The organism is Kitasatospora sp. NPDC051853 (genome assembly GCF_044452665.1).
Lineage (GTDB): Bacteria > Actinomycetota > Actinomycetes > Streptomycetales > Streptomycetaceae > Kitasatospora.
Genome location: NZ_JBITBY010000007.1, coordinates 292,591 through 305,057, shown reverse-complemented (window position 1 = coordinate 305,057; position 12,467 = coordinate 292,591). Strand labels below are relative to the sequence as shown.

Genomic DNA, 12,467 nt, shown 5'->3' with positions numbered 1-12,467 from the left:
TGTTCCTTCCACGCCTTTGTGGACGAGAGAGCGGCCCCGGCAGTTGCGACGTGTCGCATCCACCGGGGCCACGATGTTACTGAAGCCTCGTCAGGACTCCTTCGGGGCCTCCGACTTGGCCGCGGCCGCGGTCTCCGACTTCGGCTTGGCGTCGACGCCGGCCTCCCGGCGCTGGGCCGGGGTGATCGGGGTCGGGGCGCCGGTCAGCGGGTCGCCACCGGTGGAGGTCTTCGGGAAGGCGATGACGTCACGGATGGTGTCGTACCCGCCGAGGAGGGTGACGATGCGGTCCAGGCCGAAGGCGACGCCACCGTGCGGCGGCGGGCCGTAGTTGAAGGCGTCCAGCAGGAAGCCGAACTGCGACTGGGCCTCCTCCTCGCTGAGGCCGATCGCGTCGAACGCCCGCTTCTGCACGTCGCGCTGGTGGATACGGATCGAACCGCCGCCCAGCTCCGAGCCGTTGAGCACCAGGTCGTAGGCGTTGGAGAGCGCCGAGCCCGGGTCGGTGTCGAAGGTGGCCAGCGACTCGGCGGTCGGGGCGGTGAAGGGGTGGTGCACGGCGTGCCAGCCGGCGAACTCGCCCTTCTCGTCCTCGATCGGCTCGAACATCGGGAAGTCGACCACCCAGAGGAAGGCCCACTGCGACTCGTCGATCAGGTTGCAGCGGCGGCCGATCTCCAGACGGGCGGCGCCGAGCAGCTCCTGCGAGGCGGTCTTCTTGCCGGCCGCGAAGAACACCGCGTCGCCCGGCTTGGCGCCGGCCGCGGCGGCCAGGCCCGCCAGGTGCTCCTCGGAGAGGTTCTTGGCCACCGGGCCGCGCAGCTCGCCGGTCTCGGCGTCCACCAGCACGTAGGCCAGGCCGCGGGCGCCGCGCGCCTTGGCCCAGTCCTGCCAGGCGTCCAGCTGCTTGCGCGGCTGGGAGGCGCCGCCGGGCATCACCACGGCGCCGACGTACGGGGCCTGGAAGACCCGGAACTCGGTGCCCTTGAAGTACTCGGTGAGGTCGGTGAGCTCCTGGCCGAAGCGCACGTCCGGCTTGTCCGAGCCGTAGCGGTTCATCGCGTCGGCGTAGGTCATCCGCGGCAGCGGGTTCGGGACCTCGTAGCCGTGCACCTCGGACCAGATCCGGGAGACGACCTTCTCGCCGAGGGCCAGGATGTCCTCCTGGTCGACGAACGAGGCCTCGATGTCCAGCTGGGTGAACTCCGGCTGCCGGTCGGCGCGGAAGTCCTCGTCGCGGAAGCAGCGGGCGATCTGGTAGTAGCGCTCCATGCCGGCCACCATGAGCAGCTGCTTGAACAGCTGCGGCGACTGCGGCAGGGCGTACCAGTGGCCCGGCTGCAGGCGGACGGGCACCAGGAAGTCGCGCGCGCCCTCGGGGGTGGAGCGGGTGAGGTACGGCGTCTCGATGTCGAGGAAGTCGTTCTCCTCCATCACCGTGCGGATGATGTGGTTCACCTTGGAGCGCAGGCGCAGCGCACGGGCGGGGCCCTCGCGGCGCAGGTCGAGGTAGCGGTAGCGCAGGCGCACCTCCTCGTTGACCGTGCCCGGCTCGTACTCGGCGACCTGGAACGGCAGCGCGGCAGCCTCGGAGAGGACCTCCAGGCCCTCCACCACGACCTCGACCTGGCCGGTCGGGATCTCCGGGTTCTCGTTGCCCTCGGGGCGGACCCGGACCTCACCGGTCACCTTGACGCAGTACTCGGAGCGCAGGTCGCCGATGGCCTCGAGGTCACGGGCGACGATCTGCACGGTGCCGGAGGCGTCCCGGAGGTCGATGAAGGCGACACCGCCGTGGTCTCGGCGGCGGGCGACCCAACCGGCCAGGGTGACGGTCGCTCCGGCGTGCTCCACGCGGAGCGTGCCCGCGTCGTGCGTGCGGATCACAGCTGCTTCTCCTTCAGGGTGGTGACGAGTGCTTCGAGGGCGACGGGGATCTGCTCGCCGGAGGTCATGTCCTTCAACTGGACGACCCCCTCGGCGAGATCGCGGTCCCCGGCGATCAGCGCGAAGCGGGCGCCGCTCCGGTTGGCGGACTTCATGGCGTTCTTGATGCTCTTGACACCGAACGCGAGGTCGGTGGCGACGCCGGCCCGGCGCAACTCGGTGACCTTGCCGAACAGCACGGCCTTGGCCTCCTCGCCGAGCGCCACGGCGTACACCTCGGTGGTGACCGGCAGGTCGAGGGTCAGGCCCTCGGCCTCCAGCGCCAGGTAGGTGCGGTCCACGCCGAGGCCCCAGCCAACCGAGGGCAGGGCCGGGCCGCCGAGCATCTCCGACAGACCGTCGTACCGCCCGCCGCCGCCGATCGCGGACTGCGCGCCGAGACCGGAGTGCACGAACTCGAAGGTGGTGCGGGTGTAGTAGTCCAGGCCGCGGACCAGCTTGGGGTCCTGCTCGTACGCGACCCCGGCGGCGGTCAGCAGCGCGCGGACCTGCTCGTCGTAGGACTTGCAGTCCTCGCACAGGTAGTCACGGAGCATCGGCGCGTCGGCGAGCTGGGCCTGCACCGACTCGCGCTTGTCGTCGAGCACCCGGAGCGGGTTGAGCTCGGCGCGGCGACGGGTCTCCTCGTCCAGGTCGAGCTTGGCCAGGAAGTCCATCAGCGCGGTGCGGTAGACCGGGCGGCACTGCTTGTCGCCGAGCGAGTTGACCAGCAGCTTGTAGTTCCGCAGGCCGAGCGCCTTGAAGGCGTCGTCGGCCAGGATGACCAACTCGGCGTCCAGCGCCGGGTCCTCGGCCCCGAGCGCCTCGGCGCCGATCTGCGAGAACTGCCGGTAGCGGCCGGCCTGCGGGCGCTCGTAGCGGTAGAAGTTGCCGGAGTACCAGAGCTTGACCGGCAGGTTGCCGAGCTTGTGCAGGTTGGCCTGGAGGGTGGCGCGGACCACCGAGGCGGTGCCCTCGGGGCGCAGCGCGAGGTCCTCCTTGCCGCGCTTGACGAGGGTGAACATCTCCTTGGAGACGATGTCGCTGGACTCGCCGACGCCGCGGGAGAAGAGCTTGACGTCCTCGAAGACCGGGGTCTCGATGTAGTTGTAGCCGGCCCGGCGCAGCGGGGCGCTCAGCCGGTCACGGATCGCCAGGTACTCGGCGGACTTGTCACCCGGCAGCAGGTCGTAGGTGCCCGTGGGGGCGGTGAAGGTGCTCAACTTCTCTTCCGTCACATTCCTCGTCGCGGGAAGGCCGGAGCGCCGTGCGCTCCCGCCGCCTGCCTGAGGTAGGGGTTGGTCGCGCGCTCGCGGCCGATGGTGGTCTGGCCGCCGTGGCCGGAGAGGACCACGGTGGAGTCGTCGAGGGGCAGGCACACCCGGGCCAGCGAGCGCAGGATCGCCTCGCCGTCTCCCCCCGGGAGGTCGGTACGCCCTACCGAGCCGGCGAACAGCAGGTCACCCGAGAAGAGCACCGGTGGGATGTCTTCGCTCATGGGCGTCCGGAAGGTCACCGACCCCTTGGTATGACCAGGAGCATGATCGACCGTCAGCTGCAGACCGGCCAGCTCCAGCACGGAGCCGTCGGTCAACTCCCGCACGTCGTCCGGCTCGCCGACCGTGATCGACCCCATGATCTGCTGCCCCAGGGCGCGGCCGAGGCCGCGCGCCGGGTCGGTCATCATGTAGCGGTCCTCGGGGTGGATCCAGGCGGGCACGTTCCGCGCGCCGCAGACCGGCACCACCGAGGCGATGTGGTCGATGTGCCCGTGGGTGAGCAGCACGGCGACGGGCTTCAGCCGGTGCTCCCGGATCAGGTCCTCGACGCCCTGGGCGGCCTCGTGCCCCGGGTCGACGATCACGCACTCCTCACCGGCTGCCGGCGCGACCAGGTAGCAATTGGTGCCCCAGGCTCCGGCGGGAAATCCGGCGACGAACAACGTGTTTCCTCTCCATCGGGTAACGGACCATTACGAGTCACCCCGCAGCCTACCGGCGCCACCGCACGGGTTCCTAACCGGTTGTCGACCCGATCGTGACCTGTCGGCCTTCACGGCTGATCTCGTACTTACACACGAGGTCCCTACACTTGGCCGCCAGCGGATGCGATGATCCGTTCCGGCATTCCAACCACGACGTCCATTCCTCAGGAGACACGCCCGGTGGTCACCAGCGAACAGCGGCGGCGGCAGCTCGCCCGCGAGAAGTACGAGCGCCAGGCGGAGCGCCGGGCCGAGGCCCAGAAGAAGGCCCGTCAGCGCAACGCGATCATCGGCGGCTCGCTGGCCGTCGTGCTGATCGCCGCGGGCGGCGCCTGGGCCGGCGGCCTCTTCGACTCGGACCCGAAGAAGCAGGAGTCGGCGCAGGCCGCGCCGAGCGCTCCGGCCCCCACCCCGGTCAAGGTCAAGGGCTGCACCCCCCCTGCCGAGGGCAAGCCCAACGGCAAGCAGTGGAAGACCGAGCCGGCCATGTCGCTGGACACCAAGGCCAACTACACCGCCGTGCTGAAGACCAGCTGCGGCGACGTGACGGTGGCCCTGGACGCCGCCAAGGCCCCCAAGACGGTGAACTCCTTCGCCTTCCTGTCGAACGAGCAGTACTTCGACCACGTGAAGTGCCACCGCCTCACCACCCAGGGCATCTACGTGCTCCAGTGCGGTGACCCGACCGGCACCGGTTCCGGCGGCCCGGGCTACCAGTTCCCGGACGAGAACCTCACCGGCGCCACCTACCCGGCCGGCACCCTGGCGATGGCCAACGCGGGCCCGGGCACCAACGGCAGCCAGTTCTTCCTGGTCTACAAGGACACCCAACTGCCGCCGAACTACACGCCGTTCGGCAAGATCACCGGCGGCCTGGACGTGCTCGAGAACATCGCCGCCGGCGGTGTGAAGGGCGGCAAGGGCGACGGCGCGCCGAACGCCAACGTGGTGCTCAACGCGGTGACCACCACCAAGTCCTGAGCCCCGACGGCGCCGCGCCCGGCCCCCGGGCGCGGCGCCGTGACGACCCTCCCGGCCCGGATGACGGACAACGCCGGTGCTGGTCGCCTATCTTGCTTGTTGTATAGGGTGCCCTGACCGTCGGCCGTCACCCTCGGCACCGAACCCCGACGGCCCGGACGGCGGACTCCATCGGTCCGCCGCACATCAACTGTGGACGACGTACCGCCCCCGCAGGGGTGCGGCGTCATGTGGAGGAGGCGCGCTGTGAGCAGCGACCCGTGGGGCCGTGTCGACGAGCAGGGGACCGTCTACGTCAGGACCGCCGATGGCGAGCGCGTCGTCGGCTCCTGGCAGGCGGGCTCCCCCGAGGAGGCCCTCGCCTACTTCGAGCGCAAGTACCAGGGCCTGTCGGCCGAGATCGGTCTGCTGGAGCACCGGGTCCGCAAGACCGACCTGGCCGCCAAGGACGCCCAGACCGCCCTCGACCACCTGCGCGAGCAGGTCACCGAGGCGCACGCGGTCGGCGACCTGGCCGCGCTCGCCCAGCGGCTGGAGACCCTGGCCGGTGAGGTCGAGACCCGCCAGACCGAGCGCAAGGCGGCCCGGGCCAAGGCCCAGGAGGAGACCCGCACGGCCAAGGAGAAGCTGGTCGCCGAGGCCGAGCAGCTGGCCGAGTCCACCCAGTGGCGGGAGGCCGGGGACCGGCTGCGCGCGCTGGTGGACAGCTGGAAGGCCCTGCCCCGGCTGGACCGCAAGAGCGACGACGAGCTGTGGCACCGCTTCTCGCACGCCCGCTCGGTCTTCTCCAAGCACCGCAAGGCGCACTTCGCCACCCTGGACGCCGAGCGCGACCAGGCCCGGGCGGTCAAGGAGCGCCTGGTGGCCGAGGCCGAGGCGCTCTCCGACTCGACCGACTGGGGCGACACCGCCGCCGCCTACCGGGACCTGATGGCCCGTTGGAAGGCGGCCGGCCGGGCCCAGCGGGACGCGGAGGAGGAGCTGTGGGCGCGCTTCCGGGGCGCCCAGGACGTCTTCTTCCAGGCGCGTTCGGCGGTCTTCAGCGAGCGTGACGCCGAGCAGGGCGAGAACCAGAAGCTCAAGGAGGCTCTGCTGGTCGAGGCCGAGGCGATCCTGCCGGTCACCGACCTCAAGGCCGCCAAGGCCGCGCTGCGCGAGGTCTCCGAGCGCTGGGAGGCCATCGGCCACGTCCCGCGCGACGCCAAGCCCCGCCTGGACGCCCGGCTGAACACGGTCGAGCGGGCCGTCCGCGAGGCCGAGGAGGCCGAGTGGCAGCGCTCCAACCCGGAGGCCAAGGCCCGGGCCACCGGCATGACCGCCCTGCTCCAGGCCGCCGTGGACAAGCTCCAGGCCGACCTGGACAAGGCCCGCGCGGCCGGCAACGCGTCCAAGGTCACCAAGCTGGAGAACGAGCTGGCGGGCCGTCAGGCGCTGCTCGACCAGGCCCAGAAGAGCCTGGAGGAGTTCAGCGGCTGATCCGCTGACCCGACGTCAGAAGGGCCCCACCGCCGAGGCGGTGGGGCCCTTCCCGTCGTTCCGGCCGACTACCGGCGAGCCGAGGTGACCCGGTAGACGTCGTACACGCCCTCGACCCCGCGGACCGCCTTGAGCACGTGCCCGAGGTGCTTCGGGTCGCCCATCTCGAAGGTGAAGCGGCTCATCGCCACCCGGTCCCGGGAGGTCTGCACCGCCGCCGACAGGATGTTGACGTGCTGGTCGGAGAGCACCCGGGTGACGTCCGAGAGCAGGCGGGAGCGGTCCAGCGCCTCCACCTGGATGGCCACCAGGAAGACCGAGGACTGGGTCGCGGCCCACTCGACCTCGATCATCCGCTCCGGCTGCTGGGAGAGCGCCTCGACGTTGACGCAGTCCGCCCGGTGCACCGAGACGCCGTTGCCCCGGGTGACGAAGCCGACGATCGGGTCGCCCGGCACCGGCGTGCAGCAGCGGGACAGCTTGACCCAGACGTCGTCCACGCCCTTGACGATGATCCCCGGGTCGCCCTTGGCCCGGCGCCGGGTGGCCCGGTTCTGATGGGCCGTCGGGGTGGCGGTCTCGGCCAGGTCGTCGGTCGCGCCCTCCTCGCCGCCGAGCGCCTGCACCAGCTTCTGGACGATGTTCTGCGCCGCGACGTGGCCCTCGCCGATCGCCGCGTAGAACGAGGAGATGTCCGGGTAGCGCATCTCGTGCGCCAGGGTCACCAGCGAGTCGCCGGTCAGGATCCGCTGGATCGGCAGGCCCTGCTTGCGCATCGCCCGGACGATCGCCTCCTTGCCCTGCTCGATCGCCTCCTCGCGGCGCTCCTTGGAGAACCAGGCCTTGATCTTGTTCCGGGCCCGCGGCGACTTGACGAAGCCGAGCCAGTCCCGGGACGGGCCGGCGTTCTCCGCCTTGGAGGTGAAGACCTCCACGGTGTCGCCGTTCTCCAGCGTCGACTCCAGCGGCACCAGCCGGCCGTTGACCCGTGCTCCTATGCACCGGTACCCGACCTCGGTGTGCACCGCGAAGGCGAAGTCCACCGGAGTGGCACCCGCGGGCAGCGCTATCACGTCACCCTTGGGGGTGAAGACGAAGGTCTCGTTGTTGGAGAGGTCGAAGCGCAGCGACTCGAGGAACTCGCTCGGGTCCTCGGTCTCCTTCTGCCAGTCCAGCAGCTGCCGCAGCCAGGCCATCTCGTTGACGGCCCCGGCCTTGTCGTCCTTGCGGACCTGGGTCGGCGTGTCGGTGCGCACCTTGGAGGCGCCGGCCACCGCGCGCTGCTTGTACTTCCAGTGCGCGGCGATGCCGTACTCGGCCCGGCGGTGCATGTCGAAGGTGCGGATCTGAAGCTCGACCGGCTTGCCGCCGGGACCGATCACCGTGGTGTGCAGCGACTGGTACATGTTGAACTTCGGCATCGCGATGTAGTCCTTGAACCGGCCGGGGACCGGGTTCCACCGCGCGTGGATGGTGCCGAGCGCCGCGTAGCAGTCGCGGACGGTGTCCACCAGGACCCGGATGCCGACCAGGTCGTAGATCTCGGCGAAGTCGCGGCCCCGCACGATCATCTTCTGGTACACCGAGTAGTAGTGCTTCGGACGCCCCGTCACCTGCGCGGTGATCCGGGCGCTCCGCAGGTCCCCCTGGACCTGGTCGATCACGGTGGCCAGGTACTCGTCCCGCTTGGGCGCCCGCTCGGCCACCAGACGCACGATCTCGTCGTACATCTTGGGGTAGAGGATCGCGAAGGCGAGGTCCTCCAGCTCCCACTTGATGGTGTTCATGCCCAGCCGGTGCGCCAGCGGGGCGTAGATCTCCAGCGTCTCGCGGGCCTTCTTCTCCTGCTTCTCCCGCTTGAGGTACCGCATGGTCCGCATGTTGTGCAGCCGGTCGGCCAGCTTGATCACCAGGACCCGGGGGTCCTTGGCCATCGCGACCACCATCTTGCGGACGGTCTCCGCCTGCGCGGCCTCGCCGAACTTCACCCGGTCCAGCTTGGTGACGCCGTCCACCAGCAGGGCCACCGAGTCGCCGAAGTCCCGGCGCAGGGTCTCCAGGCCGTAGTCGGTGTCCTCGACGGTGTCGTGCAGCAGACCCGCCATCAGGGTGGGGGCGTCCATGCCGAGTTCGGCCAGGATGGTGGCCACCGCGAGCGGATGGGTGATGTACGGGTCACCGCTCTTGCGCTTCTGGCCGCGGTGCCACTTCTCCGCCACCGCGTAGGCGCGCTCGATGTCGCGCAGCAGGGCCGGGTCGGCCTTCGGGTCCTGGGCCCTGATGGTCCGGAACAGCGGCTCCAGCACCGGGTTGAGCACGGTGGAGCGCTGACCGCCGAGGCGGGCGAGGCGGGCCCGCATGCCGCCGGTGGCCGAGGGCTTGGGCGTGGCGGGCGCCGGGGGCACAACCTCGTCGGGCAAGGACGACTCCTCGTGGTGCGGTTGGGGTTTCATGGTACAGAGCCTTGTCCGCCGACACCGCACCGGTGGGGTTTACGCCCGGGGGCGCGGGGAACTGCGCGCCCAGCCCTCTACGAAGGTGCGTGGTTTCGCGCGCAGTTCCCCGCGCCCCAAAAAACCTAGACCGTGACCAGGGTCTCCAGCGGTGCGCCGTTCAGGTGCGGCAGCAGCCGCTCGCGGCCCGGCAGGAAGCTGAGCTCCATCAGGACCACCACGCCGGCCAGCGAAGCACCGGCCTGCTGGACCAGGTCGAGCGAGGCCGCGATGGTGCCGCCGGTGGCCAGCACGTCGTCGACGACCAACACCTTCTCGCCCGGGGCGAAGGCGTCGCACTGCACCTCCAGCGTCGCCGACCCGTACTCCAGGTCGTACGACTTGGCGAACACCTCGCCGGGCAGCTTGCCCTTCTTGCGGATCGGCACGAAGCCGAGCCCGGCCGCGTACGCCGCCGGGGCGGCGAGCACGAACCCCCGTGCCTCCAGCCCGACCACCTTCGTCGCCCCGAGCTCCGCCGCCCGGGCGGCCAGCGCCCGGGTGAGGGCGCCGAACGCCTCGGCGTCGGCCAGCAGCGGCGCGATGTCCTTGAACAGCACGCCCGGCTTCGGGTAGTCGGGGACGTCCTTGATCCGGCTGTTGAGCAGCTCGGCCAGGGCGGGGTCGGGAGAGGTCACGGGGGTCCTTGTCGTCAGTGCTTGCCGGACGGACGGCCCCGGGTGCGGGACTTGCTGACCGGCTGGTTCCGCTGTCCGACCATACCGGCCGACTCGTCGTCGTCCGCGTCGGCCTGCGGGTCCTCCTCCGGCAGACCGGCGGCGGCCCGCTCCTCGGCGGCCTTGGCGTCGGCCGCCCGGCGGGCGGCGACCTTCTTGGCCAGCGCGCGCATCTCGGGGGTGGCCTCCTTGAGCTGCGCGTACAGCGGGGTCGCCACGCAGATCGAGGAGTAGGCACCGGCCGCGAGGCCGATGAACAGGGCCAGCGAGATGTCGTTCAGGGTGCCGGCGCCCAGGATGCCGCCGCCGATGAAGAGCAGCGCGGCGACCGGGAGGAGCGCCACCACGGTGGTGTTGATCGAGCGGACCAGGGTCTGGTTCAGGCCGGCGTTGGCCGCCTCGCTGAAGGTGACCTTGTTCTGCCGGGTGATGCCCTTGGCGTTCTCCTTCACGGTGTCGAAGACGACGACCGTGTCGTAGAGCGAGTAGCCGAGGATGGTGAGGAAGCCGATCACGGTGCCCGGGGTGACCTCGAAACCGACCAGGGCGTAGACGCCGATGGTGATCAAGAGGTCGTGGATCAGGGCGACCAGGGCGGCGATGGCCATCCGCCACTCGAAGGCGATGGCCAGGTACACGGTGACCAGAACCATGAAGATGACCAGGCCGAGCAGCGCCTTCTTGGAGATCTCCTCGCCCCAGCTGGGGCCGATCACCTGGGCGTTGATCTCGTTGGCCGGGACGGCCAGGTCCTTGGAGAGCTCGGAGATGAAGGTCTCCGCCGGGATCTGCTCCTCGGCCGAGATCTGGATCTTGACCGAGCCCTTGTCCGTGGACTGCACCAGGGCCTTGGTGTCGTGCAGGATCGAGTCGGCCGCGGACTGGGCCTGGGAGACCGTCAGACCGGGCTTGGTGACGGTGTAGACCGAGCCGCCCTCGAACTCGATGCCGAGCTTGAGGCCCATCGCCAGGCCGATGCCGGCCACCAGGACGATGATCGCGGAGATGCTGTACCAGAGCTTGCGCCGGCCGACGAAGTCGAAGCTGACCTCACCCTGGTAGAGACGGTGACCGAGGTTGCTGAAGCGTGACATCGCGTCAGACCTCCTTGGCGGCAGTGGCGGAGGTGCGGCGACGACCGCGCACCGGAGGACGGGCGCCCAGGCGCTTCGGGTCCAGACCGGACCAGGGGTGACCCTCGGCGAAGAACTTGGTGCGGGCGAGCAGGGTGATCAGCGGCTTGGTGAAGAAGAAGATCACCACGACGTCCAGGGCGGTGGTCAGACCGAGGGTGAAGGCGAAGCCCTGCACCTTGCCGACCGAGACGAAGTAGAGCACCGCGGCACAGAGGAAGGAGACGAAGTCCGAGACCAGGATGGTGCGCCGGGCCCGCGGCCAGGCGCGCTGGACGGCCGGGCGCAGCGGGGCGCCCTCGCGGACCTCGTCGCGGATGCGCTCGAAGTACACGATGAAGGAGTCCGCGGTGATGCCGATCGCGACGATGGCGCCGCAGACGGCCGGCAGGTTGAGCGCGAAGCCGATGCCCGCGCCGAGCAGCGACATGATCGCGTAGGTCAGCGCGGCGGAGACCACCAGACCGGCGATCGAGACCAGGCCGAGGCCGCGGTAGTAGACCAGCGAGTAGAGCACCACGAGCACCATGCCGATGGCGCCGGCGATCAGACCGGCCGTCAGCTGGTCGCCGCCGAGCTGCGGGGAGACGGTGGTGACGTCGCTCATCTGGAAGGTCAGCGGCAGCGCGCCGAAGGAGAGCACGTCGGCCAGGGCCTTGGCCTCCTGCTGGGTGAAGCTGCCGGAGATCACGGCCGAGCCGCCGGGGATGGCCTGCTGGACGTACGGGTGGGAGACCACCTTGCCGTCGAGGACCACGGCGAACTGGTTGGCCGGCGGGGCCTGGGTGGCCAGCTGGCCGGTGATCGCGGCGAAGGCGTCCGAGCCGGCGCTGTTGAACTGGAGCTGGACCTGCCATCCGGCACCCTGCTGGGTGTCGTAGACGGCGGTGGCCTTGTCGATGGTGTCACCGTTCACGGCCACCGGGCCGAGCGCGAACTTGTACCAGATGCCCTGCTCGGCGTCGTAGGAGCAGGCGACGGCGGGCTTGCCCGGCTCGCTCTGGTAGTCCAGGCGCTTGGACGGGTCCGAGCAGTCCAGCGCGGCGAACTGCTGCTGCAGCTCGGCCGGGACGGTGCCCTGGGTGAGGGCGGCCGAGAGGTCGGCGGCGCTCGGGGCGCTCGGCGCGGCGCTGGGGGCACCGGAGGCGTTCGGGGTGCCCGAGGCGTTCGGCGAGGCCGAGGTGGTCGGGTCGGCCTTCAGCGCGTCGGTGACGGCGCGGCCGGCCTTGGAGCCGGACGGGCTCGGCGTGGCCGAGGGGGCACCGGCGGAGGCGCCGGCGTTCGGCGAAGCGGTGGCCGACGGGGTGCCCGAGGCGCTCGGGGTGGCCGAGGGCTGCGGCAGGGAGCCGGTGGGCGCGAGGGCGAGCACCGGGCGGAAGTAGAGCTTGGCGGTCTGACCGACGTCCTTGATCGCCTTCTCGTTGCCACCATCCTTGTTCGGGATGTTGACGATGATGGTGTCCGAGCCCTGGGTCTGGACCTCGGCCTCGGAGACACCGAAGGCGTTCACGCGCTTCTGGATGATGTTGACCGCGGTGTCCATGTTGGACTTGTTGATCGCAGCGGGGTCATCCGACTTGGCGGTCAGCGTGATGCTGGTGCCGCCGGCGAGGTCGATCCCGAGACGCGGCGTGGTGTGGCCCGTCCCGAACATGAGGGCGACCAGTCCGACGGTGACGACCAGGATGAAGGCCAGTGCCCGTCCCGGGTAACCGTCGCGCGGGCGCGACTTGGGTGTTGCCACCTTGCTCGTTTCTCCCTGTCCATGCCGCCGCCCACCGGGCCCTGTCCGGTAGGT

9 protein-coding genes are annotated in these 12,467 nt (G+C 70.5%); 2 read left to right on the top strand and 7 right to left on the bottom strand.

All coding sequences use genetic code 11. The features are described from left to right. Window positions 1-90 precede the first annotated feature (90 nt). The 3 genes from aspS to ACIA8O_RS21850 are packed head-to-tail and all read right to left on the bottom strand — an operon-like array spanning window position 91 to window position 3,868. On the bottom strand, window positions 91-1,887 hold the full coding sequence (aspS, locus tag ACIA8O_RS21860) for an aspartate--tRNA ligase (RefSeq protein ID WP_396295583.1): 1,797 nt from the start codon (window positions 1,885-1,887) through the stop codon (window positions 91-93). Beyond that, window positions 1,884-3,149: a histidine--tRNA ligase gene (hisS, locus tag ACIA8O_RS21855; RefSeq protein ID WP_396295582.1), complete on the bottom strand. Its 1,266-nt coding sequence runs from the start codon at window positions 3,147-3,149 to the stop codon at window positions 1,884-1,886. The genes aspS and hisS overlap by 4 nt, the downstream gene beginning before the upstream one ends. A gap of 11 nt (window positions 3,150-3,160) precedes the next feature. Next, the gene (locus ACIA8O_RS21850) at window positions 3,161-3,868 is read right to left on the bottom strand and encodes an MBL fold metallo-hydrolase (protein ID WP_396295581.1); all 708 of its coding nucleotides are present in this window, start codon (window positions 3,866-3,868) and stop codon (window positions 3,161-3,163) included. A 222-nt stretch (window positions 3,869-4,090) separates the two neighbouring features. Here ACIA8O_RS21850 and ACIA8O_RS21845 point away from each other — a divergent pair, with 222 nt between their 5' ends. Further along, window positions 4,091-4,891 (top strand): peptidylprolyl isomerase, encoded by an 801-nt coding sequence (locus ACIA8O_RS21845; protein WP_396295580.1) that lies wholly within the window; start codon window positions 4,091-4,093, stop codon window positions 4,889-4,891. Window positions 4,892-5,137: 246 nt separating this feature from the next. Beyond that, window positions 5,138-6,367 carry a DUF349 domain-containing protein gene (locus ACIA8O_RS21840; protein WP_396295579.1) on the top strand — a complete coding sequence of 410 codons (1,230 nt, stop codon included), beginning with the start codon at window positions 5,138-5,140 and terminating at the stop codon, window positions 6,365-6,367. Window positions 6,368-6,435: 68 nt separating this feature from the next. Here the strand turns inward: ACIA8O_RS21840 and ACIA8O_RS21835 are convergent, their stop codons facing one another. The 4 genes from ACIA8O_RS21835 to secD all read right to left on the bottom strand — a co-directional run bounded on the left by ACIA8O_RS21835 (window position 6,436) and on the right by secD (window position 12,413). Next, window positions 6,436-8,820, bottom strand: coding sequence for a RelA/SpoT family protein (locus tag ACIA8O_RS21835; protein ID WP_396295578.1), 2,385 nt, complete (start codon window positions 8,818-8,820; stop codon window positions 6,436-6,438). A 125-nt stretch (window positions 8,821-8,945) separates the two neighbouring features. Continuing rightward, window positions 8,946-9,497: an adenine phosphoribosyltransferase gene (locus ACIA8O_RS21830; RefSeq protein WP_396295577.1), complete on the bottom strand. Its 552-nt coding sequence runs from the start codon at window positions 9,495-9,497 to the stop codon at window positions 8,946-8,948. Window positions 9,498-9,511: 14 nt separating this feature from the next. Next, window positions 9,512-10,630, bottom strand: coding sequence for a protein translocase subunit SecF (secF, locus tag ACIA8O_RS21825; RefSeq protein ID WP_396295576.1), 1,119 nt, complete (start codon window positions 10,628-10,630; stop codon window positions 9,512-9,514). A gap of 4 nt (window positions 10,631-10,634) precedes the next feature. Next, window positions 10,635-12,413 carry a protein translocase subunit SecD gene (gene secD, locus ACIA8O_RS21820; RefSeq protein ID WP_396295575.1) on the bottom strand — a complete coding sequence of 593 codons (1,779 nt, stop codon included), beginning with the start codon at window positions 12,411-12,413 and terminating at the stop codon, window positions 10,635-10,637. Window positions 12,414-12,467 lie beyond the last annotated feature (54 nt).